This is a genomic window from Streptomyces sp. NPDC055025, from assembly GCF_053608565.1.
In genome coordinates this window covers 14,228-39,839 of the sequence record NZ_JBSGVS010000070.1, presented here as the reverse complement: position 1 = coordinate 39,839, position 25,612 = coordinate 14,228, and the positions used below count along the sequence as shown (strand labels likewise).

Sequence of the window (25,612 nt, the reverse complement as noted above, 5' to 3'; positions counted from 1 at the left end):
GGGGACCGGCCCGCCCCGGACGCGAAGTCCGGGACCTGGCGAGGCGCGCACGAGCGCGCGCTGATCAGAGCGCGCCGTTCAGACGCGCGCCGTCGAGGTGTCCACCGGCAGGAGGGCGGTCACCCGGAAGCCCTGTCGCGCCCCTGGCCCGGAGCCTTCCGCCGTACCGTCCGCCGGGGTGCCCGCCGGGCCCGTTTCGAGGGACCCGCCCGCCGCCACGAGCCGTTCGGTGAGGCCCTTGAGCCCCGTACCCCCACCAGCGCCCGCCCCGGCACCCTCCCCCGCACCGGCCCCGACGCCGTCGTCCGTGACCGTCAGTCCGACCTGTTCGGACGTGCCGTCCACGGTGATCGTGCAGCGGGTCGCGGCACTGTGCCGTACGGCGTTGGTGACGGCCTCCCGTACCACCCAGCCGAGCAGCACCTCCGCCCACGGCTCCAGCGGCGGCCCGGACCGCCGTATCACCGGTTCGATCCCGGCGGCCGTCAGCGCCGAGCGCGCCCGGTCCAGATCCGTGGCGAGACTGCCCTCGCGGTAACCGGTGACGGCCTCCCGGATCTCGGTCAGGGCCTGTCTCCCGACGGACTCGATGTCGGAGACCTGGGTCAGGACCGCGTCCGGATCGTCCGGCATCAGCCTGCGCGCGGCCTCCGCCTTGACCACGATCACGGACAGCGTGTGACCGAGCAGATCGTGCAGATCGCGGGAGAACCGCAGCCGCTCGCGCTCCACCGCCGAGCGCGCCAGCTCCTGGCGGGTGGCGCGCAGTTCCCCCACCGTCTCGGCGAGGGTGAGGATCGCCGCGGTCACCATCATCGAGATGAACGTGCCGTACGCGACGCCGATCGCGCCCCAGCCGTCGTGGTACGCGCCGACGGCCCCCGCGACGGCGCTCAGCGCAAGACCCACCCAGGCGAGAGCGCGCCCGCGCACCACGGTGCCGCAGGCCAGCCCGAAGAGCGGGAAGAACAGCAGCCAGCTCCCGCCGTAGAGACCGCCGAGCCCGAAGGTCATCAGCCCCATCCCGGCGAGCGACCACCAGGTGATGTGGCTCCGCCGCTTCCCCGGGACGAAGGCCGTGAACACGACGGAGACATAGAGGGAGTTGAAGACCAGCAGACCGATCCCGCCCAGCCAGGGGTTCGGGGTCCTGCCCTGGACGAGATTTGAGAAGGACCCCAGGCCGAGGAGCAGCCAGGGCAGCATCGCGTAACCGCTGGGCGGCCCCGGTCTGCCGCGGCCCGGTTCGCCGCCGCCGTCGCTGTTCGGTCCGCCGCCGTCGCCGCCCGGTCCGCCGCCGTCCCAGCTCCGTCCCGGGTGCCGGTTCCGGTCCTTGTCCCGGGACTTCCAGGTCATGTCGTTCGTCCGTGTCATGCCGATGACGCTACGGAACGCGGCCGTCGCTCCGGCAGACGCGGATGTACGGACTCGCCCGGTACAAATGTCCCGGCGAGGATGCCCGGCGGAGCGCGGATACGCCGACAGGACGCGGACCCCTCGACAGAGCGCGGACGCCCCCACGGGAAGAGGCCGCCGCGCCAACAGGAAGAGGCCGCCGCGTCCGTGCCGCGACGGCCTCTCATGGTGCACCGGCCCGGAACTCAGGCCGCGTTGCTGTGTTCCCCCTCCGCCGGGCGGCGGTGGCGGCCGTGGGCCGGGGACATCGAGTCCTCCGTGGAGGCCGCGCCACCTCGGTGCTTTCCGAAGTGGCTGATGTCATCCCGATCGGCGGCCGTCGTCTGCGGGCGCTCCTGGGTGGTGTTGCTTCGGGCTTCGGACATGTGGGAAGTCACCCCGTCGTGATCGCTTCTTGTTGTGGCGCAGGGGCCCCGGCTCTCCCTGTACCGCCCCGACGAAGTGACGGTCACCGTTCCACATCACAGTCCCCGACAAATGCCCGGTCGGTACGGCTGCGTGGCCCCGGAAGAAAGTCTATCCAGGTACCCCGCGCCCGGTGAGAGGCGCCTGCTGCAAGGGGACCGGCCTGCACATCACAGGAGTTCGCGGAGGTGCGAACGGTTCCCCCACCGGGGATTCCGTTTGTGTGAGTTGTGTGAGCGTCGGCGGCCCGGGGACCGTCACGGAGGCCACGGCCGCCCCGGACGCGACGGCGGTCCCGGACGTCAGCGGCGCCGCGGACCGCACCTCCGCAGTCCTCACCTCCGCCGACGGCTCCAACGGCGCGGTGGATCCGGCCGGTTCCGCCGGGGCCACCAGCCGGGCCACTCCGCACGGCACATCACCCGTCGCGTACGGCAGCCGCAGCACACCGTCCCGGGTCCAGAACCCCGATCCCGCCAGCCACCCCGCGGGCGTGGGCAGTTGATGAATCCGACGGCCCATCGGACGCCACATCCCGAGTCCGCTGCCCGCCGCGCCGTCGATGCGCAGCGCCACCGCGCAGCTCTCCGGCATCAGCACCTGCCCCGGCTGTACGGCGAACGGTGTCACCGCGTGGTCCGCGAGCCGCAGACACTCGGGGAAGCGCACCGGCCGCAGACTGCCCAGTACGCCCCAGCCCAGCCGGTCGTGACCCGGCGCGTCCGAGCGGATCAGCAGCAGTCCGCTGTCGGCGTCCGCCAGCAGCAGCCGGTCGTTGCTCTCCTCGGTGATCTGGAGCAGCGGCGTCGCCTCGCCACCGCGCCCCAGATCGACGGCGACGGCCTTGACCACGCCGTCCCTCTCCCGGTCCAGGGCCAGTATCCGCCCCGTACGGTCGAGCCAGACGCCGCCCGAGCAGTGCCCCGCGACCTCGGCCACCCGCTCGGGTCCGAACGCGCCGCCCGCCACCAGCCAGACCGTGGTGGAGTGCTCGCCGGGCGCCAGGGCGTAGGCGCTCCTGCCGTCCGGTGACGGCGGAAGCAGGGCCAGCCGGTCGCAGCCGATCGCGCCCAACGGCAGTTGACCCGTGCCCGGTCCGGTCGGATAGAGCAGCGAGAAGTCGTGCCGGTCCGCGACCCGGCGGCGGATGAGCACCCGTCCGTCGGCCATGGGCAGGACATCGGAGTCCGGCTCCTCGGGCTGGTCGAGGGGGAGGGGTACGGCATAGGGCTCGGGTCCGTCGAGGGTCCAGCGCTCCGGGAACCAGGCGTCGCCGCGCCCGCCCCCGCCGGTCCCGCCGTCCCCGACGTTCCCGCCCCCGCCCGCGCCCCCGTCGCCCCGCCCGTTCCCGCCCCCGCTTCCGCCGCCGCTTCCCCCGTCCCCGCTTCCGCCGCTTCCGCTTCCGAGCGTCAGTCGCGCCGCGTAGGTCCCGTCCGCCGTGATCGCGAACCCCGTACGCCGCAGCGCTCCGTCCTCCGCAGCCGTCTCGATGGCACAGGCCGTCATCGGTTCGTCACCTCCGGCGACGAAGCTAGTTTTCGCACTTCCTACCGAACAACACGACGTCGACCACTTCACACATATGGGTGGCCATGGCGGGATTTGCCGGAGCGTGTGGGGGCGGGTGTGCTGACGGGACGAGGGGGTGTTTAAAGTAAGGCATACCTAAGTCGGTGTCCGGCCGGCGCCCGACCGGCGCCCCGAACCCGTACGCGGGCCCCGCATCCGCACGCCCGACGTGCACCCCAGCACTTCCCAGGAGCATCCAGATGTCCATACGACGCCGTGGCTCAGCCGCCGTGGTCGCACTCGCCGCCGCGCTCTCCCTCGCGGCCTGCGGCAGCGGCGGCGACTCCTCCGACAGCGGTTCCGCCGCCTCCGACGACGGAGGGAAGAAGGCCGCGGTCGCCACGGGCGGCAAGGACTTCGCCGACGCGGCCGCGAAGACGGCCACCTACGGGACCGACGCCGGGCCGGGTCGGTTCCCGCGCACGATCACGCACGCCATGGGCAAGACGGAGCTGAAGGCCCGGCCCGAGCGGGTCGTGGTCCTGGACGTCGGCGAGTTCGACAATGTCGTGTCGCTCGGCGTCAAGCCCGTCGGCTACGCCCCCACCGAGGGCGACGAGGCCATCCCGAGCTATCTGAAGCAGGGCGCGGGCGACCCCGAGAACGTCGGCACGATCAACAGTCTCAACCTTGAGGCGATCGCCGGGCTCAAGCCCGATCTGATCCTCGGCAGCCAGCTGCGCGCGGCCGACAAGTACAAGGAGCTGTCGCGGATCGCGCCCACGGTCTTCTCCATCCGGCCGGGCTTCACCTGGAAGGAGAACTACCTCCTCAACGCGCAGGCGCTGGACCGTACCGCCGAGGCGAAGGCGGCCCTCGCCGCGTACGACAAGAAGGCGGCGGACCTCGGCGCGGACCTCGGCCAGGACAAGCCGACCGTCTCGATGGTGCGCTACATGCCGGACAAGCTGCGGCTGTACGCGAAGGCGTCCTTCATCGGCACGATCCTCGACGACGTCGGTCTGCCGCGCCCCGAGAACCAGCGGATCAACGATCTCGCCGTGGAGATCAGCCCGGAGAAGATCGACGACGCCGACGCCGACTGGATCTTCACCGGGGTGTACGGCGACCCGGCGAAGACCCAGCGGGACACCGCGCGCTCCAACCCCCTCTGGAAGAACCTCAAGGCGGTCGAGGCCGGCCAGGCCAAGGACGTCAAGGACGAGACCTGGTACCTGGGTCTGGGCGTGACGGCGGCCGGCCTGGTGCTCGACGATCTCCGCGGCTACCTGGTCAAGTAGCGCGCGGCCCCCGGGGCCCGGGACACGGGAGGTACCCCTTCGCGCGGCCCCGGGGACCGGGGTACGGAGGTACCCCCGCCACCCGGACTCCCCGGGCCGATCCGCGAGGACCGGCCGGGCGGGGCCCGGCTGTCATGAGCTGTTCCGGTCATGGCCGGTGGGGCACGTGGGACAGGTAGCCTTTGCTCCGTGCCCTCCGTGCCCCGCCTGTCCGAAGTGATCGCCACGCTCGACGCCCTCTGGCCCCCCGAACGGGCCGAGCGGTGGGACGCCGTCGGTACGGTCTGCGGCGATCCCGACGCGGTGGTGACCCGGGTCCTCTTCGCGGTCGACCCCGTCCAAGAGATCGCCGAAGAGGCCGTGAAGCTGGGCGCCGAGCTGATCGTCACCCACCACCCGCTCTATCTGCGCGGTACGTCGACGGTCGCGGCCTCCACCTTCAAGGGCCGTGTCGTGCACACCCTCATCAAGCACGACATCGCGCTGCACGTGGCCCACACCAACGCCGACACCGCCGACCCCGGGGTCTCCGACGCCCTCGCGGGCGCGCTGGACCTGCGGATCGTCGGACCCCTCGTACCGGACCCGACGGATCCGGCGGGACGGCGCGGACTCGGCCGGATCTGTGAACTGGACCGTCCCGCCACCCTCCGGGACCTCGCCGCGCGCGTCGCGCACCGGCTGCCCGCCACCGCGCAGGGCGTACGGCTGGCGGGCGACCCGGAGGCCCTCGTCCGTACGGTCGCGGTCAGCGGCGGCTCGGGCGACGGTCTCTTCGACCAGGTCAGGGCGGTGGGTGTGGACGCGTTCCTCACCGCGGATCTGCGTCACCACCCCGCCTCCGAGGCCACACAGCACTCACCGCTGGGACTGATCGACGCCGCGCACTGGGCCACCGAGTGGCCCTGGTGCGAGCAGGCCGCCGCCCAGCTCGACGAGATCTCCGACCGCCATGGCTGGGACCTGCGGGTCCATGTCTCAGAGACCGTCACCGACCCCTGGTCCGCCCACCACGATTCTTCAGGAGCCCCCAACTGAACGCCGCGCCCGCCGACCAGATCCGACTTCTCGACGTCCAGGCCCTGGACGTACGACTGTCGCAGCTCGCCCACAAGCGCAGCTCGCTGCCCGAGCACGCCGAGATCGAGTCGCTCACCAAGGACCTCGCCCAGCTCCGTGACCTGCTTGTCGCCGCGACGACCGAGGAGAGCGACACCGCCCGCGAGCAGACCAAGGCGGAGCAGGACGTCGACCAGGTGCGCCAGCGTGCCGTACGCGACCAGCAGCGACTGGACTCCGGCGCGGTCACCTCGCCCAAGGACCTGGAGAACCTCCAGCGCGAGATCGTCTCGCTCGCCAAGCGCCAGGGCGATCTGGAGGATGTCGTCCTGGAGGTCATGGAGCGCCGTGAGTCCGCGCAGGAGCGGGTCGCCGAGCTGACGGAACGTGTCTCCTCCGTCCAGGCCAAGGCCGATGACGCCGCCACGCGCCGCGATGGAGCGCTGGAGGAGTTCGACGGCCAGACCGCGGCCGTGACCAAGGAGCGCGAGATCATCGCCGCGTCGGTGCCGGCCGATCTGCTCAAGCTGTACGAGAAGCTCCGCGTCCAGCAGGGCGGGGTGGGCGCCGCCCGGCTCTTCCGGCGCCGCTGCGAGGGCTGCCAGCTCGAACTGAACATCACCGAGGTCAACGAGGTCAGGGCGGCGGCGCGGGACGCCGTGCTGCGGTGCGAGAACTGCCGCCGGATCCTGGTCCGTACGTCCGAATCGGGTCTGTGATGGCGAAGTTCGTCGTGGAGGCCGACGGCGGTTCCCGGGGCAACCCGGGCCCCGCCGGTTACGGCGCGGTCGTCCTGGACCCGGTGACGGGCGAGACGCTCGCGGAGGCCGCCGAGTACATCGGGGTCGCGACGAACAATGTCGCCGAGTACAAGGGGCTGATCGCGGGCCTGAAGGCGGCGAAGGCACTGGACCCGGCCGCGTCGGTGCGGGTCCGTATGGACTCCAAGCTCGTCGTCGAGCAGATGTCGGGGCGCTGGAAGATCAAGCACCCGGACATGAAGCCGCTGGCGGCGGAGGCCGGGCGGATCCTGCCGACGGGACAGGTCACCTACGAGTGGATCCCGCGCGAGCGGAACAAGCACGCGGACCGGCTGGCCAACGAGGCGATGGACGCGGGCAAGAAGGGCAAGCGGTGGGAGCCGTCGGCCTCCACGGCGGACCTGGACACGGGGGCGGCGCGCAACGCGTCACGCGGCGGCGCGGGCGCGGGCGCTGGTCCTTCCGGCCGGGGGCCGGGCCGTACGTCCGCGCCTTCGGTGCCTTCCGGGCCTGCGGGTGACGCGGCGGCGGGCGCGGCGAAGGCGCGGGCGGCGCTCGCGGGTGGCCGCGCGTCCGGAGCCGGGGGCACGGCGGCCCCGGCGGCCCCGGCGTACGAAGAGCCCGCCGACGAGCCGCTCACGACGGCGAACCTGAAGACGTCCGAGGCGCGGAAGGCGGCCCCGGGGACCTCCGGCGGGTCGGGCGCGAGCGCGTCGGGCGCGCAGGGCGTTTCCACGACCGCGGCCCCGACGGTCGGCTGGGGCCCCTCCGCCGATCTCGGCACTCCCGCCACCTTCGTCCTGCTGCGGCACGGCGAGACCGCCCTCACCCCCGAGAAGCGCTTCTCCGGCAGTGGCGGCGGCGACCCCGAACTCTCCGCGATCGGCCGCCGTCAGGCGGAGGCCGTCGCCACGGCGCTGGCCGCGCGCGGCACCGTCCAGGACATTGTCTCCTCACCGCTCAGGCGCTGCCGTGAGACGGCGGAGGCCGTCGCCTCCCGGCTCGGGCTGGACGTCATGGTCGAAGAGGGCCTGCGCGAGACGGACTTCGGCGCGTGGGAGGGGCTGAGCTTCGCCGAGGTACGGGAGCGCCACCCCGACGACCTCAGTGCCTGGCTCGCCTCGCCCGCCGTCGCGCCGACGGGCGGCGGCGAGAGCTTCACGACGGTCGGCCGCCGGGTCAGGGCGGCCCGTGACCGGCTGCTCGACCGGTACCAGGGGCGGACGGTCCTGCTCGTCACCCATGTCACCCCGGTGAAGACGCTGATCAGACTGGCGCTCGGCGCACCGCCCGAGTCGCTGTTCCGGATGGAACTGTCGGCGGCGTCGCTGTCGGCGGTGGCGTACTACGCGGACGGCAACGCGTCGGTACGGCTGCTGAACGACACGTCCCACCTGCGCTGACCCCGGCCCGGGGACGGGCGGCGGGTAGCGGGTGGCCGGTGGCGGTCGGCGGGTGGCGGTTGGCGAGGGCTCCGCGGCCGGGGGCTCGGATCGCCGTGCTCAGCCCGCCGTGCGCCCCGCTCGGACCGCCCCGCTCGGACCGCCCCGCTCGGACCGCTGCGCTCAGCCCGCCGTGCGCAGCGCCGAGGCCTCACGGGCCAGCGACTCGACCCGCCCCCAGTCCTTCGCCGCGAGCGCGTCCGGCGGAAGCATCCACGTACCGCCGACGCAGCCCACGTTCCGCAGGGCGAGATACGCCGGTGCCTTCGCGGCGGTGATCCCGCCCGTCGGGCAGAAGCGCGCCTGGGGGAGCGGGCCGGCGAGGGAGGCGAGATAGGCCGTGCCGCCCGCGGCCTCCGCGGGGAAGAACTTCATCTCGGTCACCCCGCGTTCGAGCAGCGCGACCACCTCCGAGGCCGTCGAGACCCCGGGCAGGAACGGCACCCCCGAGTCCCGCAGCGCGTTCAGCAGCGCGTCCGTCCACCCGGGGCTGACCAGGAAGCGCGCGCCCGCCGTCACCGAGTCGGTCACGGCCCCGGCCGTGAGGACCGTCCCGGCACCGACCACCGCGTCCGGCACCTCGGCGGCGATCGCGCGGATCGCGGCGGGCGCGGCAGGGGTCCGCAGGGTCACCTCGATCGCGGGCAGCCCGCCCGCGACCAGGGCACGGGCGAGGGGCACGGCGTCGGCGGCGTCGTCGATGACGACGACAGGGATGACGGGGGCGAGGTCGAGCACGGAGGTCATGGCGTCATCCTGCCGTGCGTCGGCCATGCTCCGCAATGAACGTTGCACACCGCGCAACACGCCTGCGGCGGCGCGGGCGGGACGCGTGGCGCGGGAGTCCCCGGGCCGCCGGGTTGACCGCCCGCCGGCTCCGTGCCGCCGCTGCCCGTCGCGGGCCCTCGCGGCTCCCGTCGGCCCTGCGCCGGCCTCGTGCCGTCAGTGGATCTCCGTGACCACCACATCCAGCGCCCATGGCCGGTCGGCCCGCGCCGGGGCCGTCGCTTCCACCGCATGTCCGAGCTGCCGGAGCGTCTCCACCAGGGCCGCGGGGTTCTTCGGGCGGGCGCCCGCGGTGAGCAGGTCCCGTACGAGCCGGCCCTTGGTCGCCTTGTTGAAGTGGCTCACCACCGACCGCTTCTCCACCCCGGTCACGGGATCGGTCTGCGCGTGCAGCACCCGTACCCGCGCGGTGCGGCCGGCCAGTTCGCCCTTCGGCTGCCACGCCGCCGCGTACGCCGAGGAGCGGAGATCCAGTACGGTCCCGCCGTCGGCCGCCTCCGGCAGTACGGACTCCATCCGCGCGCGCCAGTACGCGCCCAGCGCGCCGAGCCCCGGCAGCTTGACCCCCATCGAGCAGCGGTACGGGGGGATACGGTCGCCCACCCGTACCGCGCCCCAGAGCCCGGAGAAGACCAGCAGCGACTTCCCGGCCCTACGGCGCGCCGCGGTGTCGAGCGTGGCCAGGTCCAGCGCGTCGTACAGCACGCCGGTGTAGATCTCCCCGGCCGGACGGGTACCGGCCGTCCGCAGCACCGCGTTCTTCGCGATCTCGCCCCGCAGGCCTTCGCTCAGACCGAGCACCTCGCGCGCCTTCTCCTCATCGGCCGCGCACAGTTCGACCAACTCGTCCAGCACGGCGCTCCTGGCCTCGGTGAGCCCAGGCAGCGACAGGGACTCCAGCTTCAGCGGAGCCCCGCGCCCGGAAGCGGACTTGCCTTCCGACGGCGGCAGCAGGACGAGCACGTGACTTCTCCTCGGGGATGTGGGGGTGCGGGATGCGGGATGTGGGTGTGGGGTGTCGGCAGTGCGGGGGAGCAACGGGATACGGGGTACGGCCCCCGCGCCAGGGTAGGCGACGCCCGGCCGCACGCGTACGGTCCCCGCCGCCCCCGCCGCCGGTCAGGGTGCCTGGTCGCGGTGCCGGTCAGGGCGCCGGTCGGGGCGTCGGTCCCGTCAGGACACCGAGCGCCCCCGCTCCTGGGCCCGCGCCGCCGCATCCGCCATCGCCCTCGTGACCAGCTCCGGCCGGTCGGCGTGGAAACGGATCACCCGCGCCCGCCCTTCCCCGCCCAGCGGCCGTACGAACATGACGGGCGCGGTCAGCTCCACCCGTACCGTCGTCTGGCTGCCCACCACGAGGTCCAGGATCCCGCCGTCGGCGGGGTCGTACTGGATCAGCTTGCCGTCCGGGTACCGCCGTTCGACCCGTACGGAGGCGATCCGGTCCGCGTCGATCCGCAGATCGAGGAGCGTGCCGTAACGGATCCTCAACGAGCCGTCCGCGCCCACCACATGAGGCCGTGTCACACAGCCCGCGTGCAGCGCCAGCACCATCAGCACGGTGTAGACGTCGAGCACGAGCAGGACCCGGTGGACCGGCGGCCAGGGGATCAGCAGCGCCAGCATCACCGTCTCCACGACGGCCACGAAGAGCAGTCCGTACATCATCGCCGTCTGCGGACCGGTGTACGGGACGGGCTGATCGCCCTCCCGTACGCCGTGCGTGCGGCGTACGGCCCACCGGGCCAGGCTGCCCATGGACCGTATGTTCTGGCTGACGATTCCGCGCCAGGCGATGCCTCTCATCCCGATTCCCCGTCCTGCGTCAGTTCCTGCGTGGGTTCCTGCGTCGCTTCCTGCCTGGGTTCGCGCGTTCGTTCCCGTGCCCGTCGTATGAGCGTCTCGACCATCAGCTGTACGACCCGGCCCTGCGCCGGCGGGAACTCGGCGAGCAGGGCGTCCCGGAACCCGGTGGCGACCGCCGGCTCTTCCCGCTCTTCCGCCGCCGTCATACCGGCCAGCACCTCATCGGGCACGACGCCCGCCAGTTCGGCGGCGAGGGGCTCGATCCGTGGGTCGTCGGGACGGGTGTCGGCGAGTTCGTCGAGCCGCCGGTAGAGACCGAGGACATGGGTGCTCCGCGTCAGCGGGCGCAACGCGTCGTAGAGACGTTCGCTGCCTTCCGATGTGTCGAACAGGGCCAGCAGTTCCCGGTCCTTGCCCGCCATCGGGGAGTCGGTGACGGGAAGGGATCCCAGCAGCCGGGCCAGAGCGGGGGACACCGGCTCCTCGGCCGTCGCAGGCCGGCGCATCAGCTCGGCGAGTCTCTCGCGCCGGGCCCGTATCCCGGCCTCCTGACGGGCCAGATCGGCGTCCAGTTCACCGAGGACCTCGATGAACTCGCGCCCCTGGTCGTCGGCGATGACATCCCGTACCTCGTCCAGCCCGAGCCCCACCTCGGTCAGCCGCCGGATCCGGGCGAGGAGCACCGCGTCACGTACCGAATAGTCGCGGTAACCGTTGGCACGCCGCGCGGGCTCGGGCAGCAGGCCGAGGTGGTGGTAGTGCCGTACCGCCCGTGGGGTCACCCCGACGAGGGCGGCGATCTCTCCGATCCGCATGAACCCAGTAGAGACCCTGACGCCGCGGCAAGGTCAAGGAGCCCGTCTCCCCCACCGGCCGCGATACGGTCCGGCCCGCACGGACGGGTAAGATGACCTTTACGGCAGACGAGCCGGGCGGACGGCCGCGTGGGGGTTCTTGTGGACCTCCCCGAGGAACGTCCGGACTCCACACGGCAGGGTGGTGGGTAACGCCCACCCGGGGCGACCCGCGGGACAGTGCCACAGAGAACAGACCGCCGGGGACCTCGGTCCCCGGTAAGGGTGAAACGGTGGTGTAAGAGACCACCAGTGCCCAGGGTGACCTGGGCAGCTAGGTAAACCCCACCCGGAGCAAGGTCAAGAGGGGCCACCGAAAGGCGGCCCTGCGCGGACGATCGAGGGCTGCCCGCCCGAGTCCGCGGGTAGACCGCACGAGGCCGGCGGCAACGCCGGCCCTAGATGGATGGCCGTCTCCCGGCCGACCGCGAGGTCGGCCGGCGACAAAATCCGGCGTACAGCCCGACTCGTCTGCCGCATAGACGGAAAGTTGCCCCTGATCTGGGAAAACACCAGGTCAGGGCGCTTCTTTCAGCGTCGGAGCGATCCTCAAGGCTGCTCGTTCCTTGGTGTCGGCCATTGGCGTCGGCACTTATGCGACTGGAGAACGAGTTTCAAGATCCCAAAAGTCACCCTACCTCCGCTTTGGTTTGGATGGTCTGCTAAACGGAATAAGCCTTTCCGAATCTTCAGAGGGGACCTGCGTCCGGTCAGCACAATCTTCGACGAAGGACGCGGATATTCTGGGAGCGAATGCGCCCATGAATGCGCCCGCCTCCCCGGAGGCTTCTGCGGCTGATGCTGCCCCGGAGGACGCTTCTTCGGGGCATGCGGGCTCGGGTGGTCTTGCGGTGGATCTGCTCTATGCCGGTTCAGACCAGCAGTTGAGCGATCAGCTTCCGCAGGGGGGCTTCCAGCTCCAGATTGTTGCCCCGTTGGATGCCTTGGATGTATTCGCTCGCCGCGACGAGTTGGGAGAAGCGGCCGGCGGGGGAATCGAGTACGGACCCGAAGCAGTGCCAGACCTTTTTGGCGACTTCGGGAACGGTGAGGCTGGAGACGTAGAGGGTGGCTGCGTCGTATCCGGTGGGGGCCAGTCCCCAGCGTTCCCAGTCGATGATGGACAGTTCGGGGCCGACGAGGTTGGACCACTGGATGTCAGCGTGTGCTGTTGTCCACTCGGGCACCCGTGTCCGCACGTCGGCTCGGATGAACTGCGGCATGGCCCAGTGGAGTCGTTGCTGACGTACGGCCACTCGGTCGGTGGGTACCGATGAGACGACGGCCAGGGCGCGGCGCAGTGATGCCCACCAACTGTCCGGCAGATCAAGCACTTCCGGCGGCAAGGGGCCTTTGCTTACGGGTTCGCCCTTGAGGCGGTCGTAGAGTTCGGCCCGGTAGGCGTAGATGCCGTCGTTCCATTCATGTACGCCGCGCAGTCCGGGCCGTGGGACGCCGTGCGGGATCAGCTTCTCGGCCATTTCCGGGCCGTCCCACGAGGACGTGGCGGCCTTGTCTGCGGGCACGGCTGCCAGGCGGAGCCAGAGGCGGTCTTTCGCGGGCTTGCTGAGGGTTTTGCCTTCCCAGCCCCATGTCTCGGCGGGCTCCGCTGTGACGAAGAGGGCGCTCGCGGCTGTGCGGTGCGCGCGGCGCATCCGCTCGGCTGTGGCGTCATCAGGTGCGGAAGGCATCGGTGATTCTCCGGAGATCGTTGGTGTCGAGTGAATGTCCCAGGGCCCCTTGGGCGGCCTCGGACCAGTGCTTTGCTGTACTTGCCGACAGCAAAACCCTGGTGACGCCGGGGGCGGACGCCACGGTGCCGAGGATGATGCGCAGTGGGGTGGCTCCGGGCAGTAGTTCGTCCGCGACGGGGGGCGTGATGATGTCGGTCAGTTCGCCGCCGTGGAGCGGAGCGGACGCGTAGACGTCGAGGCCGGCCGACCGGGCGTCGATCAGTACTCCATATCCGTCGACCGCGTCCGCGAGGGGGCCGAGTTGAACGAGGGACAAGGGGAGCTGGATGGCTCGGAGCCTGTGAGCGGCTCCGCCCGCCGAGCGGGCCAGGTCAACGAGTTCTTCCACGGTCAGTGATCCGTCGTGCAGGGCGGACCAGGTGGCCACCCCGTACCCCTTGATCAGCCCTCGGTTGCAGCATTCTTCCAGTGCGCCGAAGGCCCTCAGGATGCGGTCCGCCAGGCGTATCGGGGAGGGGCCGCCGTGTTCGGGGTTGTGAAGGAACACGACGTCGGGCGTGCGGCCCAGGGCCTCCTTGCTGCGGGTGACCTGCCATCGCACGTACTGGGGGGCGAGACTGTGGCCCTGGCCAGCTTCGGAATGGGTGAGGACTCGCCTGCGTACCGCTTCGTCCTGCTGCGGTTCGGACAGGAAACCCACCTTGGTCGAGACGCGGACGCCCCGATGCGTTTTCAGGACGGGGGCCAGGAGGGCTTCGTCCTTTCCGTGGTGGTAGTTGGGCGCGGTGTCGATCCAGCACACCCCGCTCCGAATGGCGGCTTCGGCGGCTTCCGGTACGCCACGCGCCCGGTAGGTGCCCATCCCGAGGGCGGCGGTCACCAGATGCTCCCGGCCGAGACGACTTGCCCCTTCACCAGCTCGGTGATGATGTTTGCGGCCTGCTTCAGCGAGAGGCCGGTTCCGTAGACCAGATCGCGGAGCTGGTATCTCCCCTGGCCGGTCAGGCGGTCCAGCAGTGGCCGGGCGGCGGGGGCGAAGGTCCACGTCTCGCCGCCCGCTGTCAGTACGGCGTTGCCGTTCTCGTCCGACGCCAGCGTGTGCCGCGTGGTGAGCATCTCCACCGTCACGTTGGCATCAGCCGCTACTTCGGACACGAACGGAAGGGACGGCCGCAGCCTGACACGCTCTGTGGCGTCGCGGTGCTCGGCGTACCGATCGATCAGGTTTCCGCTCTCCAACTCCTTGGCCAGCAGACCGCGGAGGGCGCCTACGAATTCCTGTTTGTCCGCCTGGGTGCCGAATCGGGGGAGGTCGGCACGCACGATCTCTTCGGCCCGAAGTTTCTCCGACAGCCAGATCAGCAGATCGGCTCCGGTCGTCGTGGTGAGCCCACATGTCAGGTGCAGGGAGCGTTCGCCTTCGGAGGCCGCGACGCTGTGCCACCATCCGCGCGGCAGGTAGAGCATGTCGCCGGCCGTCAGAACGAACTCGTCGACCGGCTTCTCCGGAGGCACCTCCGGTTCCGCGACGTCCTGGTGCATCGGAGAGATGCGGGTCGGACCGTACACCTTCCAGCGCTTGGCGCCCGAGATCTGGACGACCACGACGTCGTGGTCGTCCCAGTGCACGCCGAAGCCCTCGCGCCCCGTCCAGGACGCGTACGCATTCACTTGCACCTGGGTGCGCAGGGCCGCCTCAAGAGCGCTCGCGAGGTAGCGCACGCCGTCGTGCAGCTCATCGATCGCGTCGATGACCAGGGTGGCGCCGTTGGCGAGCTGGTCATGCAGGGCGGCCGGGTGAAGCCGCTGCCACACCGTGCTGCGCCGGGTGACCAAAGGAGCGGTGTAGGCGTCCTGAGGGATGACTTCTCCGTCGGCGGAGAGGCGAAGTCGAGGAGGCTCAAGGCGGTGGCGGGCGAGTAAGTCGTTGAGGTCGTCCCAACCGAGACGGTCCCAGCCCATGAGGGCGGAGAGATCGTCATCGGCGCCGGGAAGGACACGATGGGTGCGGCCGAACGCCTCGGTGAGGAAGTCCTCACCGAGGCGGGCGACGACCGCAGATGTGCGAGCGGTCATGATGTGAGTCCTCGTCAGTCGTTGCCGTCGGACTTGCCGGCGGTGGTGTCGGACGGGGTCGACATCCTGGCGCGAGCGGCAGTCACCTTCGCGCGGGCCACCAGAAGGCCACCCCCGCTCGGGGCGGGGTTGGCCTGCGTTTCGTTCTCCATCTCGATCTCCTCACTCGTGATGTTTTCCGGCTCGGGGCGGTTCCCCGCGCCGGTGGGACCCGCCCCCACCGGGGAGTGGCCGGGGACGGGGATCTCCCGGCGGTCGACCGTGGTGGGGGCGGGAATTGCCCATCCCCGCGTGGACGCGGCGAGGATGGAATCTGTGGGATTCGTTGCGGAGCTCGGCGAGCCCCTACTTCTTTTTCTTGTCCGCCTTCTTGGCCTTCTTCTCCGTGTCGCCAGCTGCGCCGCTCCGCGCGATTACCCTGCTTGTTGATCGAGCAAGGCATCGAAAGGCGGCATCAAAGCTGCTGTTTCGTCGGGATGATGATGCAGGTAGCCGTTGATCTCTTCGGCGATGGAACTCTCCCCAACGCTCATCGCCACGTCTCGCTTTCGCGACGAGATTCCGGGGTGAGTACGGTGAAGTTTCTTCCTCGTCGGCCTGTCATGTTCTTTCCCTGCCAGGCGACATCACGTGACGGTCGGAATTCTCGACGAGGAGCTCGGCCCAGACCCGCTTACCCCATCGGTACACATCCGTGTCCCAGCGGTAGGTACAAGCGTCGATGAGGAGCATCCCCCGGCCGGCCTCCGCGTCACTGCTGGGCTCTCGGACGACGGGCGCAGTAAGGGAGTTGTCGCTTACGGCAATGCGTACGCGGCCTTCAGCGGTGCGGTTGATACTCACCCGCATCAGGTGGCATCCGCTGTGCCGTGCGGCATTCGAGGCGAGTTCGGAGACGATGAGCACCCCAGTGTCAACGAGGTTGCCGAGTCCCCAAGCGTTCAGGGCCGCACTGATCAGCAGGCGAGCGCGGCCCGCAGACACAACCTCGCAGGGGAGCGTCTCGCTGTAGCCGGGAGTGCCGATCGCGGTGGGTCTGGTCGCAGTCATGGTCACGGGGGTCTTCCCTCCGGAGTGGTCGAACATCTGGCCCTGACGGGGCAGAGCCGTTGTTCTCCTCCATGCCGCAGAGCGGGGAGCCTTGGGGGATGTGGCCAACTCGGCCGCAGCGGCGTCAACTTTGGGATGAGGGACAGCCCTGGTTGATTCCGTGTCTTGACCGTACGGTCGATCCCAACGCAGTAGGACTGACTGTGAGTACGTGTTGGATAGCTGTGTGCACTCAGAGGAGTCCATGATCGCCAAGGCGCCCGCACGGCGACGTGCGGCCACAGGCACCATCGCCGGATTCGTGCTGCGCCTGGCCAGGGAGAGCATCCCTCGCACCCAAGCGGGGCTGGCCGAGGTGCTGGAAATCGATCTCGCCACTGTCCAAGGCTGGGAAACAGGACGTCGCCCCTTGGCCAACATGAAGGCGGGGGCGCTCCTCAACCTGCGGCGTCGGATACTGGCGCTCGGAGCCGATGCGTCTGTCGTCGGGCTCTTGGATGCCGCTATGGATGCAGACCAAATCGTCGGGGTGGCTACGGTTGCCCCGGATCTGGTCCGGGGTCACCCACTTGCGCAGTGGGTGCACACACGAGACACGGCACACATGATCGCGTGGGCTGTCAACGGCACCACTCCGCCGTCTCTCGCCCATCGCCCAGCCCAGCCCCGTCGTGGACCTGTCGCGGCTGCGCCGCTCCTCCCGGCCCAAGACCGTGAGGCGTTCTTCTCCCATCTGAGAAGCGCGGCTGAGGCGGCGGCGCGGTCAGGCGGGGACGGAGTCCTACTGCATCGCCAAGCGCTCTACCTCAGCTCTTATGACAAGAGCCCAGAAGCCACGTCGTGGACGGCCTCTGCTCTCCACGCCCGCCGTGGAACCCTCGCCGCGAGAGGCTGGACGCCCCATTGGGCGGAAGCTCGCTCAACCGCTACAGCACTGGCGCGACTCGGTGATCCACAGCCTTTGCTTGACTTCATCGATCGAGCCATGGCTGACGACGATGCGGCCGAGGCGGCGAACCTGAACTACTGGGCGTACTGGCTAGGAGCGCTTCCCGAGCCACAGGTTGATGACGGCTTCATGCGCGACCGTGACCTGTCGGGCTGGGACCCGGTCACGTTGATGCGTTGCCTGGTGAAGGGACTGCACCAAGCGCCTGGGTACGTTGACCTGTATGTCCATTCCCTCTGGGCATTGATGACAGCTCACACATGGCTCCCGCTGGCGTCGCCGGCCGTCGCTGGCCAGCTCGCCGAGCAGGTGACCCGACTGCTCGACGGAGGGCGAATCTCCTCGCGATCACGTCGGGAACTCAGCGCGGTGCGTTACGTTCTACGCGAGAATCGCAAGTGACAGACCGGAGGGCATCATGGCGGACGACACCGATCAGGCGAGGGGCACCGCGGGATTCCTGCTGGAGATGGGGATGCTCAAGCGAGCCAAGAGAAGCGGGTGGTGGATCGCTGGCGTCAAGGACCCCGAGACCATTGCCGAGCACAGCTTCCGGACCGGCATCATCGGCGCAGTCCTCGCCATGATGGAAGGCGCGGACCCGGCGAAGGTGGCTCTTCTCGCGCTGTTCCACGACACTCAGGAGACCCGCGTCAGCGACATCCCTCACATCGGTCGGCGCTACCTGGAAGCAGCTTCGAACGAGAAGGTCACCGCAGACCAGGTGTCGGCCGCGCACCCGGCTGTACAGGCCGGTGTACAGAGTGTTGTCGAAGAGTACGAGAACGGCGATTCGCTCGAAGTCATCGTCGCCCACGACGCCGACAAGCTGGAATGCCTTGTCCAGGCTGTGGAATACCGTGAACAAGGCTATTCGAATGTTCAGAACTGGATTGACAGCAGCCTTGCGAAGCTCAAGACCGCTTCCGCGCAGGCCCTCGCTGAGGCGGCTCTGAACATGACCTCGGTCGAATGGCAGAAGACCTACCTCCGCTGACCGCCGCCTGCGCGCTTCCCGGCCCGCGAAGCCGCCCCGCTCCTGCTGATGGGGGCGGGGCGCTCGCATTTGCTTTCCCAGGGGGAGCCGCAGTCTATGCGGCCTGTTTTTCCGCCGAGGCGTACCCATCCACGTAGACAAGCCCATTCAGATGGGCCGCGATCTTCCCAACACCGCGCTCGCAGCGGTAGCGCACAGTCCGGTCCGTCACCCCTTGAAGAGCACCCGCCTCTTTGTCGTGCAGGTCGGCGCCATAACGCAGAACAAGAGCTTGGCGCTCGCCTAGAGACAGAGGGGTGGTCGCCCAACCTCGCCGGATGTCGGCGAGGTGGGCGAACAGGGTGTCCGAAGCGCGCTTGTCGACCGTGCCCTTCGGCATGTCCGCGTCCGGGGCGGTGGGGCTGCGGACGCCATACGCCGCCTCCGGGTCCCACACCGCCGGTAGGAGGTGCTCGACGAGGCGTCGGTCGTAGGTCATGGGCCGCTTCTTTCGACCGTGCGTCGGGCGGCCTCATAGGAGATATGCCGAGTTCGGCGCTTCGCGTCCGTCAGCCAGCGGTCGCGCAGCCGTTGAGACATCCAGCGGTGCAACATGCCAGCGCTCGCCTCCGCGAGGATGCGCCGTACCTCGCTGGCCCGTTCGGCGGCCACGATGACCGCTTCCTGGAAGGCGTCCTCGTACTCCAAGGTGAGGCCGTAGTCTCTGGCAAACGCGCGGGCAACGGCCTGGGCGACGCTCTTGACCTGCGGCTCGGCGAGGACGGACCAGTCGACGGCCGTTACGGCTTCGGCTGGTTCGACATGACCGAGTTGCGAGGTCATCGGACCACCTCCTTGACCGGCACCTCGCCGTCCTTCGTCACAGCGACGACCAGGCCCGGTGCTCCGGTGGTGCCTCGCGCGTGCCGCCACCACGTGGATTCGCTCTCCATGGCCGGGGGCTGAATGAAGGTGCGGGGGCCGTCCGTGTCCACGAACTCGTGATGTAGGTGGCCAGCAAGCAGAAGATCGGCTTGGTGCATCGCGCTCGCCTTGTTGAACGCCTGGCCCTTCCACCAGTCGAAGTGCTTGCCGGGGCGCCACTGGTGGCCGTGGGCGTGGGCTACGACGGTGCCCGAGCAGTCAACGACGACCGTCAGTTCGTCCGTGTCTGGCACGTAGCACTCGACGTGCCCGTACAAGTCTGGGTTCAGCTCCAGCGCGTCTCGTACGGAGATCAGTGCTTCGGTGTCGTGCGAGTCGTCGTAGCGCGTCACGCCCCGGCCGGCGAAGCGTACGGCCTCGCCGTGATTGCCCGGCACGGCCGCCATGGTCAGCCGCTCCGCCAGCGGAGCCAACGTCATCGCCCCGTGCAGCATCACCCGGCGGGTGAGGCGGATCTGTTCAGTAAGAGTGAGCTGCGTTCGCCAGGCGTTTGCGCCGCCCTGCGACTGGAAGCCCTCGACGTGATCGCCGAGCCAGCCCAAGTGCACGTGCCCGATGGCGAAGCGTCTGCGGTAGACCTCCAGTAGGTCGGCCGCCTGGTTCAGGCAGTCGATCGTGCGTTGGAGAGTGCCGGCCGGTCCGTCCCCATCAAGCTTGCCGAATTGCATGTCGCCGATTGCGATAACGAGAGTGTGATCGCCCTGGGGCAGCCCGCCCGCAGGCCAGCGAGGCTCGTACACCTCGACGGCTTCGAGCAGCTCGGTGATGTCCGGGCGTTCGTCGTCCAGAGCGACCACGCTGCGGGCGAAGGAGAAGCGGGTGCTCAGCCCGATCTCCCCGTTGGGCATCGTCCACTCCGAGGAGCGGAAGCCCTTCACCTCCCACTCGGCCGGGTCGAGCCCCTGCGAGCGCAGGACGGTGGCCGCGGTGCCCTTCGGGTCCATCCCGGCCGGGCCTCGGACGGTGACCTCGGCAGCGTCCCCGGACACCTCGATCTGCCGGGTGAAGTCGCGGTCAGGGTCGGTCTGTCGGGCCGGTACGGAGGGGCCCACGGGCTTGGAGAGAAGCTCGTCGAGCAGGGTGTCACTCAAGCGTGGTTGCTCTCTTCCTGGCGCAGTCGGCGCCGGTACGTACGGATGGTGGACGCGGACACGCGATGCCCGTAGCGGTCGAGAATCCAGACGAGGTCCTCGGCGGCCGTGCCCTGAAGGAGGTGCCGCTCGAACGCTTCTCGCTCGCGTTCGCCAAGGGCCTGCCAGATCCGCTGAAGGCGAGGCCCCGGATTGCCGGGCAGTGCTCCGCTCACGGGGCCTCCTGGTCGAGCGACTCGACGGCCGCGACGGCGACCGCCGCCAGGCGGACCAGGCCGGAGCGGCTGTGCTCCGGGTCGGTCTCGGCGAGCGCGCTGAACGCGGCAGCCAGGACGGCGGAGTCCCAGCCGGAGGTCTTCGCGAGCGTGCGGCCGTACTCGATGGCACGCCATCGGTTGGACTGGCGCTCGTGGTACGCCCGCCCCTTCGCCGGGCGCTCGCCTCCGGCGACTGGCAGGTGCCGGGGACCGAGCACCTTGCGCGCGGTCTTCACCTCCGCCAGGACAGCCGTGGTCGGATCGGCCTTGCGTGCCGACCGCTTTGTCGGTGTCGTTTCGGTCAACTCGCCATCTCCTTGCTCATCAGGCCGTACAGGGCTTCGGCTCCACCGCGCGTGTAGGTCTCGGTCACGTCGCCGTCGCGCAGGCGGATGCCCTTGGCGCTCCGCAGGGCCCGGCAGACCTTGTTGGTGAGTTCGGCGCCCGCGTCGTCGGGGTCGCCCCACACCCAGACCTTCGAGAACCCGGCGAGCATCCGGCGGTGCCGGCCGAGCCAAAGCGCGGCGCCGGGGATGGCGACGGCGTGGAAGCCGACTTTGCGGAGGATAATCCGGTCCAGTTCGCCTTCGGTGACGTGGATTTCATCTCCGGCCGCATGGATGGAGTCCACGCCGTACATGCGGGGGGCGTCGTCCTTGACGGTGTTGTACTTGCCATGACCGAGGGCTCGGTGATCGTGGTCTTCCAAGCAGCGGAAGCGGATCGTCAGCGGCTGGCCGGTGCGGTCGAGATAGGGGATGGAGAGCATGCCCCGGTAGCGGGCGTGGCCGGGGGCGGGGTCAGCGACGACGCCAAGCCGGTACGTATCCGCCTCGGCCTGCCCTATCCCGCGAGCGAGAAGGTACCGTGCGGCGCCCGCCGTAAGCGCTGCCTGATACGCGCTCGTCGCTTCCTCCAGCGTCGCGCACTGCGAGGGCGAGAGAGGCCGCAAGGGATTTCGCTCCGACAAAGGTGGTCGGCTCCTTTTCCATGATCAGTTCGTAGCTGTCCCCGCCCTTGTGGCAGGAGTGGCACTTCCAGACCTGCCGGTCGAGGTTGTAGGAGAGCGAGGGAGTGTTGTCCTGGTGCAGCGGGCAACGGGCCATGCCGTAGGACCGGTGGGGGTTGAAGTCGACCTCGTAGTGTTCGAGCACCGCTTCCAAGGTCGGCCTCGTGCCGTCTTCGTCGTCGAAGTCGCGGTGCCCCAGGCGGCCAAGCCTCACGGGAGCATCCAATCCAGGTCGCGCATGTTGATGTCGAAGAACTCTTCTGTGGCGAGTAGGAGTTGCGCGTCGAATTCGGCGTCGTCGAGCAGATCGAAGAAAGCGTCGACTGCCAGTACGTCGGCGTCGGTCATGCGACCCGCCGACCTTTGAAGCAGTCGCTCTCGCCGTCCCAGCCCAACTCGGTCAGGCCGTCCGGTTCGCTGGTCTCGTCCAGGAGCTCGGCCAGCTCACGGGCAAGTCGCCTATGCTCGGCGATCTCCTCGAAGAGGCTCATGCCGCCTCCGGCAGCAGATCGAAAAACTCCTCGACGGTGGTCAGGACGTACGCCTGGCGCCAGTTCGCTCCCCGACGGCGGACAATCACGATCACGTCCACGTCTTTCGGGTCCAGGCCGCGGTGCCGCGCGAAGTTGTCGCGCTCGCGAAGGGCCTCCCTGATGAACGCACCCGGTTCGAAGGCAGCGTTCTTGGCCTCTATGACCAGGTACTGGCCGCCATCCCAGCGCACGACGTGATCGCCCTCATCGTCCTTGCCGACGAGCCGCAGTCGCTCGATGTCGACTCCGACCCCCCGGAGGCCGTCGCGGATCTCGGCTTCCCAACTCGCGCCCCGCCGCTTGTTCCTGCGGTTCCGCGCTACTACCTCGTTCAACTCTTACAATCCTCACTGCTTCAGAGCCCCGAGCGGCGACCACGCGCGGGCCGCAGGCTGGGGTGGGGGCGAGATACGGGGTTCGAGCTTGGAGAACGTCGTGATCTCCGGATGGCACCGCAGGGTCGCGTACCGGCGTGCGGTTGGATCGCTCGGGCCCATTCGTTGTTTGATCACGGCGATCTTGAATTCGAGCGAGGTCGGATCGAGTGCCACGGACAGCGACAGCTCGGGCTTCTCGCTCAGCCCGCCCTTCACCTGGTCCCGGCTCGGCGGGGCCCATGGGTCGCTCTTGGCCTCCCACGACTTGTCGGAGGCATGGTGAAGGACGATGACGGTGGACTCCGTGGCGCGAGCCAGCTCGGTCAGGCCGCTCATCACCGCCATCTGTTCGGTGTAGTCGCTCTCGGCGTTCTCGAAGTCCATCAGGTTGTCGCAGACCACGACGGCCGGGTACGCGTTCCACAGTTCGACGTACGCCTCCAGCTCTTCGTCCACGGCCCGCCAGGTGATCGGCGAGCCGAACGAGAAGGTGATCCGGCTGCCGCTGAGTGCGTTGAGGTACGTCTCGCGGTACCGGCCGCCCTCGGCCATACCTGCTTCGACCATTTCGGTCGTGTCACCGGTTGCCATCGAGGCCAGGCGGGAGCTGGCCGTGAAGGCGCTCATGTCTGCGCTGAAGTACAGGGTCGGCAGGCCCATGCTGGCGACCCAGAACAGGGCGAGCCCGCTCTTCTGCGTGCCGGATCGACCAGCGATCATCACGACTTCGCCGTGCCGGGGCCGACAGCCGAGGTTGTAGAGGGCGTCGAACGCCTCGATGCGCGGGAGTTCCTTGCCCGACTCCGAGTGCAGAGTCAGGGACCTTCCAGGGGTGAGCACTCCGCGGTGCCTCCTTCCATCGGTGAAGCCGGGGGCGGCCAGGACGACCGCCCCCGTGCCGGCCACTGCTCAGTCGAAGTCGGGGGCGTCCGCCACGGCTGCGTCGACCGCCGCGTCCCGTTGGGAGGCGTACGCGACGACCTGGTTGCGGATGCCCGTGTCGGTGATCTGCTTCCAGACCCACGCGGGGTGCGCGCCCGGCTTCTTCGCGGGTACCTGCGCCACGGTGACCAGGACGGCGCCGCCGACGACGGTTTCGAGGTCGCGGGCGAGGACGGTCTGCTCGATGCGCTGCCCCTTCGAGACCTCGGGCGCGAGCTTGTCGAGCTGCTCCGGGGTCTTGAAGACGGTCACATCACACAGAACCGAGTCCTTCGGTCCGTTGGGCGTCGGCCGCTGGCGGTCGAACTGCTTGACTTCCAGGAGGATCGCGACTGCTTCGGCTACCTCCTTGGGCCGGAACCAGCCGCCGTTAGCGGTTGGGATGTCCATGAGGTTCAAGGGCACTACTGGTCTCCACTCTGTCGGGGAACGGGGTATGGGTGATGCTGTGCGGGGACGCGGAGCGTGAGCGGCGGGCCACTACGAACCTTTGAGGGCTCGACCGCGCGCCTTCCAGGCGTCCATGACGGCCTGATCACCGAAGGCGGTTTGGTTCGTTGCCCACAGCCGTCGCAGCTCTTCCGTGTTCTTGCAGGCCGCGATCTGCTCCAGTACCGCGTTGGCCATCGACTGTGCGGAGGCGGGGGCCTCTGCTGCCTTCCGTGCGGCGGTGGGTTCCGGGGCGGTCTGGGGCACGATCCGTGCGTTCAGCCCCTTCGCCACGGTTGTCGTGCTCTGCGCGATCTGACCGGCCTCGACGACGAGTTCATGTAGCGAGAGATCAGCCACACTCTTACCATCGAGGCTGAAAAAAGCTTCGATGTCCTTGCGGACCTCGGTCGGGCTGCCGCGAAATACGGCCCACGAGTCGTCGTGGCCCCGGCCGTACTTGATGGTGACGGTGATGGATCGGCCTTCATCGGCCACTCGCTGTACCCCTCTCCGTTCTTGCCGCGCGGACTTTTCCGTGCTTCTGCCACACTATCTCAATCATTGGGTAGAAGCTAGCGTCAGTTGAACTGAGCCAGTGCGCCCTTCGCGGATCGCATTCGGCGCAGGTCCAGGGCCAACCGGGCGGCCTCCCAACCGAGGCGGAGATCCGCCCAGTACAGGGTGCAGCGTGCCTCCCCGGCAGGCAGGTGGATGACAATGCCCCAGTCCTTGTTCACGGCAGGGATGGGTGCGTATGCGGCGGACGCCACGGCGGCCGGCACCTCCGACTTTTTCCAGGCGGCGAGCGCCTTTTTGTCCCCGGCGTCCACGGGACACAGCGTGTGGTCGTACAACTCGCCGCGCGAGTAGACCGCGAGCTGGGCGGCCATCTTCAGGCGGCCCTTCTGCACCGAGCCGGTCTTCAGATCGCCAATGAACAGGCCCTCGATGAGTTCTCCGTCCGGTCCGGGCCCGGAGTAGCGGAGCATTCGGTCGAACGTGCCCCCGGCGCCGAGTTCGTCGACCACGACGAACTGTTCGACCGCCACCACGTCGAAGTCGACGGTCTCCACTTTGTAGGCGGCCATGTCCGCCACGTCGCTCGGCGAGCTGCTGGCCGGCAGCTCCTCGCCTCGGTCGACGTACTCCGACAGGGCGTGCAGGTGAGTGCCTCTCTCCCGCTTCGCGCTGGCCCCGGCGAGGTCGGCCGCCTGTTCGGCGAGGGTGTTCAGTCGACGCTTGTCGCTCGCGTCGTCCGGATCGAGCTGCCTCACCACGTCCAGGAGGGCGGGATGCCTCGCGGTCCCCACCAGCGTCATGCGCTGGCGCCAGGCGGACAGCGCCGACTTGTCTTCAATACAGTCGATGAACGTGGTGGTGCGGGTCAGGCTCTGCGGTTTCCCTCCGCCCTTCGGGACGACCAGGGGGCGACCCCATCCGTCACGGGGGACGCTCGGGGTCGGGGTAGGCAGTTGCTTCAGATCTAGGGGCACTCTTGGCATCTCCAGGGACATCAGGCGATGGACTTCAGGTAGAGGCGAATGGAGTCGTCCGGTAGGACCTCCGGCTCGCATTCGTCCTGGTCAAGCAGACTCAGGCCCAGATCTTCGGCGGCCCGCAGGACTGCGGTGAGGTTCTCCGTCGTATGGTCGGGACTCGCCGTGATGTGGAAATCGAGCTGCTCCTCGTTGACGTAGAGCGTGACACCTGGGCGACAGATCTGCCGAGCGGTCCTCGGCTGGTCGACAGTCCCAAAGTCCGCCCCACGGCCGTGCGTCATGCACCGGCTCCTCTCCCTCGCCAGCGCGCCCCCCCCGGCCCTGGCGTTCGTTCGATTCCTCTTCGCTAGTTGTCTCGCCTGTCGATGACGGCAAGGTCAACCCTTTCAAAAACTACCGGAAGCATCCCCTCCGCCTAGTGTCGTAGGGGAGGGTTGACCTTC

34 protein-coding genes and 1 other RNA gene are annotated in these 25,612 nt (G+C 69.3%); 7 read left to right on the top strand and 28 right to left on the bottom strand.

Translation table 11 applies throughout. The features are described 5' to 3' along the window. Positions 1-78: 78 nt before the first annotated feature. The 3 genes from ACWGDX_RS32785 to ACWGDX_RS32775 all read right to left on the bottom strand — a co-directional run bounded on the left by ACWGDX_RS32785 (position 79) and on the right by ACWGDX_RS32775 (position 3,327). Positions 79-1,374, bottom strand: coding sequence for a sensor histidine kinase (locus tag ACWGDX_RS32785; RefSeq protein ID WP_453631496.1), 1,296 nt, complete (start codon positions 1,372-1,374; stop codon positions 79-81). Positions 1,375-1,601: 227 nt separating this feature from the next. Then, positions 1,602-1,781 carry a hypothetical protein gene (locus ACWGDX_RS32780; protein WP_453631495.1) on the bottom strand — a complete coding sequence of 60 codons (180 nt, stop codon included), beginning with the start codon at positions 1,779-1,781 and terminating at the stop codon, positions 1,602-1,604. Between the two features lie 151 nt (positions 1,782-1,932). Next, entirely contained in the window at positions 1,933-3,327 is a 1,395-nt protein-coding gene (locus tag ACWGDX_RS32775; RefSeq protein ID WP_453631494.1) for a hypothetical protein, read from the bottom strand. Between the two features lie 263 nt (positions 3,328-3,590). Between ACWGDX_RS32775 and ACWGDX_RS32770 the strand changes: the two genes are divergently transcribed. The 4 genes from ACWGDX_RS32770 to ACWGDX_RS32755 all read left to right on the top strand — a co-directional run bounded on the left by ACWGDX_RS32770 (position 3,591) and on the right by ACWGDX_RS32755 (position 7,854). After that, the gene (locus ACWGDX_RS32770; protein ID WP_453631492.1) at positions 3,591-4,631 is read left to right on the top strand and encodes an ABC transporter substrate-binding protein; all 1,041 of its coding nucleotides are present in this window, start codon (positions 3,591-3,593) and stop codon (positions 4,629-4,631) included. Positions 4,632-4,829: 198 nt separating this feature from the next. Continuing rightward, positions 4,830-5,669, top strand: a complete 840-nt coding sequence (locus ACWGDX_RS32765) for a Nif3-like dinuclear metal center hexameric protein (protein WP_453631515.1) — start codon at positions 4,830-4,832, stop codon at positions 5,667-5,669. After that, positions 5,666-6,409 (top strand): zinc ribbon domain-containing protein, encoded by a 744-nt coding sequence (locus ACWGDX_RS32760; RefSeq protein WP_453631513.1) that lies wholly within the window; start codon positions 5,666-5,668, stop codon positions 6,407-6,409. The genes ACWGDX_RS32765 and ACWGDX_RS32760 overlap by 4 nt, the downstream gene beginning before the upstream one ends. Next, positions 6,409-7,854, top strand: coding sequence for a bifunctional RNase H/acid phosphatase (locus tag ACWGDX_RS32755; protein WP_453631491.1), 1,446 nt, complete (start codon positions 6,409-6,411; stop codon positions 7,852-7,854). The genes ACWGDX_RS32760 and ACWGDX_RS32755 overlap by 1 nt, the downstream gene beginning before the upstream one ends. A gap of 162 nt (positions 7,855-8,016) precedes the next feature. On the opposite strand, the gene eda is transcribed toward ACWGDX_RS32755, so the two are convergent. The 4 genes from eda to ACWGDX_RS32735 all read right to left on the bottom strand — a co-directional run bounded on the left by eda (position 8,017) and on the right by ACWGDX_RS32735 (position 11,300). Next, positions 8,017-8,640 (bottom strand): bifunctional 4-hydroxy-2-oxoglutarate aldolase/2-dehydro-3-deoxy-phosphogluconate aldolase, encoded by a 624-nt coding sequence (gene eda, locus ACWGDX_RS32750; protein ID WP_453631512.1) that lies wholly within the window; start codon positions 8,638-8,640, stop codon positions 8,017-8,019. Positions 8,641-8,835: 195 nt separating this feature from the next. Further along, a complete protein-coding gene (gene yaaA / locus ACWGDX_RS32745; RefSeq protein WP_453631489.1) occupies positions 8,836-9,642 on the bottom strand; it encodes a peroxide stress protein YaaA in 807 nt (268 codons plus the stop codon). A gap of 210 nt (positions 9,643-9,852) precedes the next feature. Further along, positions 9,853-10,485, bottom strand: coding sequence for a hypothetical protein (locus tag ACWGDX_RS32740; RefSeq protein WP_453631487.1), 633 nt, complete (start codon positions 10,483-10,485; stop codon positions 9,853-9,855). Continuing rightward, the gene (locus tag ACWGDX_RS32735) at positions 10,482-11,300 is read right to left on the bottom strand and encodes a MerR family transcriptional regulator (RefSeq protein WP_453631485.1); all 819 of its coding nucleotides are present in this window, start codon (positions 11,298-11,300) and stop codon (positions 10,482-10,484) included. Before ACWGDX_RS32735 ends, ACWGDX_RS32740 begins: the two co-directional genes overlap by 4 nt. A gap of 109 nt (positions 11,301-11,409) precedes the next feature. On the opposite strand from ACWGDX_RS32735, the gene rnpB reads away from it, so the two are divergent. Continuing rightward, positions 11,410-11,813, top strand: an RNA gene (gene rnpB / locus ACWGDX_RS32730) — RNase P RNA component class A. 398 nt (positions 11,814-12,211) lie between these two features. On the opposite strand, the gene ACWGDX_RS32725 is transcribed toward rnpB, so the two are convergent. From ACWGDX_RS32725 to ACWGDX_RS32700, 6 genes are all read right to left on the bottom strand, one after another. Next, positions 12,212-13,030 carry a hypothetical protein gene (locus ACWGDX_RS32725; RefSeq protein WP_453631483.1) on the bottom strand — a complete coding sequence of 273 codons (819 nt, stop codon included), beginning with the start codon at positions 13,028-13,030 and terminating at the stop codon, positions 12,212-12,214. Further along, positions 13,014-13,913 carry an aldo/keto reductase gene (locus ACWGDX_RS32720; RefSeq protein WP_453631481.1) on the bottom strand — a complete coding sequence of 300 codons (900 nt, stop codon included), beginning with the start codon at positions 13,911-13,913 and terminating at the stop codon, positions 13,014-13,016. The genes ACWGDX_RS32725 and ACWGDX_RS32720 overlap by 17 nt, the downstream gene beginning before the upstream one ends. Then, positions 13,910-15,109, bottom strand: coding sequence for a cupin domain-containing protein (locus ACWGDX_RS32715; protein WP_453631479.1), 1,200 nt, complete (start codon positions 15,107-15,109; stop codon positions 13,910-13,912). The genes ACWGDX_RS32720 and ACWGDX_RS32715 overlap by 4 nt, the downstream gene beginning before the upstream one ends. Positions 15,110-15,123: 14 nt before the next feature. Further along, positions 15,124-15,261, bottom strand: coding sequence for a hypothetical protein (locus ACWGDX_RS32710; RefSeq protein WP_405986254.1), 138 nt, complete (start codon positions 15,259-15,261; stop codon positions 15,124-15,126). Positions 15,262-15,522: 261 nt separating this feature from the next. Further along, the gene (locus ACWGDX_RS32705; protein WP_453631477.1) at positions 15,523-15,648 is read right to left on the bottom strand and encodes a hypothetical protein; all 126 of its coding nucleotides are present in this window, start codon (positions 15,646-15,648) and stop codon (positions 15,523-15,525) included. Between the two features lie 61 nt (positions 15,649-15,709). After that, entirely contained in the window at positions 15,710-16,159 is a 450-nt protein-coding gene (locus tag ACWGDX_RS32700) for an ATP-binding protein (RefSeq protein ID WP_453631511.1), read from the bottom strand. Between the two features lie 985 nt (positions 16,160-17,144). Here ACWGDX_RS32700 and ACWGDX_RS32695 point away from each other — a divergent pair. Next, the gene (locus ACWGDX_RS32695) at positions 17,145-17,510 is read left to right on the top strand and encodes a hypothetical protein (protein WP_453631475.1); all 366 of its coding nucleotides are present in this window, start codon (positions 17,145-17,147) and stop codon (positions 17,508-17,510) included. Positions 17,511-17,526: 16 nt separating this feature from the next. Then, complete coding sequence (locus tag ACWGDX_RS32690; protein WP_363084713.1) at positions 17,527-18,105, top strand: HD domain-containing protein; 579 nt, start codon at positions 17,527-17,529, stop codon at positions 18,103-18,105. A gap of 94 nt (positions 18,106-18,199) precedes the next feature. Here the strand turns inward: ACWGDX_RS32690 and ACWGDX_RS32685 are convergent, their stop codons facing one another. The 15 genes from ACWGDX_RS32685 to ACWGDX_RS32615 all read right to left on the bottom strand — a co-directional run bounded on the left by ACWGDX_RS32685 (position 18,200) and on the right by ACWGDX_RS32615 (position 25,450). Further along, positions 18,200-18,583 (bottom strand): hypothetical protein, encoded by a 384-nt coding sequence (locus ACWGDX_RS32685; RefSeq protein WP_453631473.1) that lies wholly within the window; start codon positions 18,581-18,583, stop codon positions 18,200-18,202. Continuing rightward, the gene (locus ACWGDX_RS32680) at positions 18,580-18,927 is read right to left on the bottom strand and encodes a hypothetical protein (protein ID WP_453631471.1); all 348 of its coding nucleotides are present in this window, start codon (positions 18,925-18,927) and stop codon (positions 18,580-18,582) included. The genes ACWGDX_RS32685 and ACWGDX_RS32680 overlap by 4 nt, the downstream gene beginning before the upstream one ends. Then, positions 18,924-20,120 carry a hypothetical protein gene (locus tag ACWGDX_RS32675; RefSeq protein WP_453631470.1) on the bottom strand — a complete coding sequence of 399 codons (1,197 nt, stop codon included), beginning with the start codon at positions 20,118-20,120 and terminating at the stop codon, positions 18,924-18,926. The genes ACWGDX_RS32680 and ACWGDX_RS32675 overlap by 4 nt, the downstream gene beginning before the upstream one ends. Next, positions 20,117-20,335, bottom strand: a complete 219-nt coding sequence (locus ACWGDX_RS32670; RefSeq protein WP_453631468.1) for a hypothetical protein — start codon at positions 20,333-20,335, stop codon at positions 20,117-20,119. Before ACWGDX_RS32670 ends, ACWGDX_RS32675 begins: the two co-directional genes overlap by 4 nt. Then, on the bottom strand, positions 20,332-20,682 hold the full coding sequence (locus ACWGDX_RS32665; RefSeq protein WP_453631466.1) for a hypothetical protein: 351 nt from the start codon (positions 20,680-20,682) through the stop codon (positions 20,332-20,334). The genes ACWGDX_RS32670 and ACWGDX_RS32665 overlap by 4 nt, the downstream gene beginning before the upstream one ends. Next, the gene (locus tag ACWGDX_RS32660; protein WP_453631464.1) at positions 20,679-21,146 is read right to left on the bottom strand and encodes a hypothetical protein; all 468 of its coding nucleotides are present in this window, start codon (positions 21,144-21,146) and stop codon (positions 20,679-20,681) included. The genes ACWGDX_RS32665 and ACWGDX_RS32660 overlap by 4 nt, the downstream gene beginning before the upstream one ends. A gap of 31 nt (positions 21,147-21,177) precedes the next feature. After that, positions 21,178-21,600, bottom strand: coding sequence for a CHC2 zinc finger domain-containing protein (locus ACWGDX_RS32655; RefSeq protein ID WP_453631463.1), 423 nt, complete (start codon positions 21,598-21,600; stop codon positions 21,178-21,180). After that, the gene (locus tag ACWGDX_RS32650; RefSeq protein ID WP_453631461.1) at positions 21,597-21,734 is read right to left on the bottom strand and encodes a hypothetical protein; all 138 of its coding nucleotides are present in this window, start codon (positions 21,732-21,734) and stop codon (positions 21,597-21,599) included. The genes ACWGDX_RS32655 and ACWGDX_RS32650 overlap by 4 nt, the downstream gene beginning before the upstream one ends. Then, positions 21,731-21,877: a hypothetical protein gene (locus ACWGDX_RS32645; protein ID WP_453631459.1), complete on the bottom strand. Its 147-nt coding sequence runs from the start codon at positions 21,875-21,877 to the stop codon at positions 21,731-21,733. The genes ACWGDX_RS32650 and ACWGDX_RS32645 overlap by 4 nt, the downstream gene beginning before the upstream one ends. After that, positions 21,874-22,254: a hypothetical protein gene (locus ACWGDX_RS32640; protein WP_453631457.1), complete on the bottom strand. Its 381-nt coding sequence runs from the start codon at positions 22,252-22,254 to the stop codon at positions 21,874-21,876. Before ACWGDX_RS32640 ends, ACWGDX_RS32645 begins: the two co-directional genes overlap by 4 nt. Before the next feature lie 12 nt (positions 22,255-22,266). Next, positions 22,267-23,136, bottom strand: a complete 870-nt coding sequence (locus ACWGDX_RS32635) for an AAA family ATPase (RefSeq protein WP_453631455.1) — start codon at positions 23,134-23,136, stop codon at positions 22,267-22,269. A 69-nt stretch (positions 23,137-23,205) separates the two neighbouring features. Continuing rightward, positions 23,206-23,628 carry a hypothetical protein gene (locus ACWGDX_RS32630; protein ID WP_453631453.1) on the bottom strand — a complete coding sequence of 141 codons (423 nt, stop codon included), beginning with the start codon at positions 23,626-23,628 and terminating at the stop codon, positions 23,206-23,208. 90 nt (positions 23,629-23,718) lie between these two features. Continuing rightward, complete coding sequence (locus ACWGDX_RS32625) at positions 23,719-24,165, bottom strand: hypothetical protein (RefSeq protein ID WP_453631452.1); 447 nt, start codon at positions 24,163-24,165, stop codon at positions 23,719-23,721. Between the two features lie 83 nt (positions 24,166-24,248). Next, entirely contained in the window at positions 24,249-25,184 is a 936-nt protein-coding gene (locus tag ACWGDX_RS32620; protein WP_453631450.1) for a hypothetical protein, read from the bottom strand. Beyond that, positions 25,184-25,450: a hypothetical protein gene (locus ACWGDX_RS32615; protein ID WP_453631448.1), complete on the bottom strand. Its 267-nt coding sequence runs from the start codon at positions 25,448-25,450 to the stop codon at positions 25,184-25,186. Before ACWGDX_RS32615 ends, ACWGDX_RS32620 begins: the two co-directional genes overlap by 1 nt. Positions 25,451-25,612 lie beyond the last annotated feature (162 nt).

Coding starts and splice junctions, on each gene's coding strand:
- ACWGDX_RS32685 (WP_453631473.1), bottom strand. CDS start 18,583: ATGACCTACGACCGACGCCTCGTCGAGCACCTCCTACCGGCGGTGTGG.
- ACWGDX_RS32770 (WP_453631492.1), top strand. CDS start 3,591: ATGTCCATACGACGCCGTGGCTCAGCCGCCGTGGTCGCACTCGCCGCC.
- ACWGDX_RS32645 (WP_453631459.1), bottom strand. CDS start 21,877: ATGAGCCTCTTCGAGGAGATCGCCGAGCATAGGCGACTTGCCCGTGAG.
- ACWGDX_RS32710 (WP_405986254.1), bottom strand. CDS start 15,261: ATGGAGAACGAAACGCAGGCCAACCCCGCCCCGAGCGGGGGTGGCCTT.
- ACWGDX_RS32775 (WP_453631494.1), bottom strand. CDS start 3,327: ATGACGGCCTGTGCCATCGAGACGGCTGCGGAGGACGGAGCGCTGCGG.
- ACWGDX_RS32780 (WP_453631495.1), bottom strand. CDS start 1,781: ATGTCCGAAGCCCGAAGCAACACCACCCAGGAGCGCCCGCAGACGACG.
- ACWGDX_RS32680 (WP_453631471.1), bottom strand. CDS start 18,927: ATGACCTCGCAACTCGGTCATGTCGAACCAGCCGAAGCCGTAACGGCC.
- ACWGDX_RS32740 (WP_453631487.1), bottom strand. CDS start 10,485: ATGAGAGGCATCGCCTGGCGCGGAATCGTCAGCCAGAACATACGGTCC.
- ACWGDX_RS32735 (WP_453631485.1), bottom strand. CDS start 11,300: ATGCGGATCGGAGAGATCGCCGCCCTCGTCGGGGTGACCCCACGGGCG.
- ACWGDX_RS32785 (WP_453631496.1), bottom strand. CDS start 1,374: ATGACACGGACGAACGACATGACCTGGAAGTCCCGGGACAAGGACCGG.
- ACWGDX_RS32615 (WP_453631448.1), bottom strand. CDS start 25,450: ATGACGCACGGCCGTGGGGCGGACTTTGGGACTGTCGACCAGCCGAGG.
- ACWGDX_RS32695 (WP_453631475.1), top strand. CDS start 17,145: ATGGCTGACGACGATGCGGCCGAGGCGGCGAACCTGAACTACTGGGCG.
- ACWGDX_RS32630 (WP_453631453.1), bottom strand. CDS start 23,628: ATGGACATCCCAACCGCTAACGGCGGCTGGTTCCGGCCCAAGGAGGTA.
- ACWGDX_RS32690 (WP_363084713.1), top strand. CDS start 17,527: ATGGCGGACGACACCGATCAGGCGAGGGGCACCGCGGGATTCCTGCTG.
- ACWGDX_RS32660 (WP_453631464.1), bottom strand. CDS start 21,146: ATGCTCTCCATCCCCTATCTCGACCGCACCGGCCAGCCGCTGACGATC.
- ACWGDX_RS32755 (WP_453631491.1), top strand. CDS start 6,409: ATGGCGAAGTTCGTCGTGGAGGCCGACGGCGGTTCCCGGGGCAACCCG.
- ACWGDX_RS32700 (WP_453631511.1), bottom strand. CDS start 16,159: ATGACTGCGACCAGACCCACCGCGATCGGCACTCCCGGCTACAGCGAG.
- ACWGDX_RS32725 (WP_453631483.1), bottom strand. CDS start 13,030: ATGCCTTCCGCACCTGATGACGCCACAGCCGAGCGGATGCGCCGCGCG.
- ACWGDX_RS32650 (WP_453631461.1), bottom strand. CDS start 21,734: ATGACCGACGCCGACGTACTGGCAGTCGACGCTTTCTTCGATCTGCTC.
- ACWGDX_RS32620 (WP_453631450.1), bottom strand. CDS start 25,184: ATGTCCCTGGAGATGCCAAGAGTGCCCCTAGATCTGAAGCAACTGCCT.
- ACWGDX_RS32715 (WP_453631479.1), bottom strand. CDS start 15,109: ATGACCGCTCGCACATCTGCGGTCGTCGCCCGCCTCGGTGAGGACTTC.
- eda (WP_453631512.1), bottom strand. CDS start 8,640: ATGACCTCCGTGCTCGACCTCGCCCCCGTCATCCCTGTCGTCGTCATC.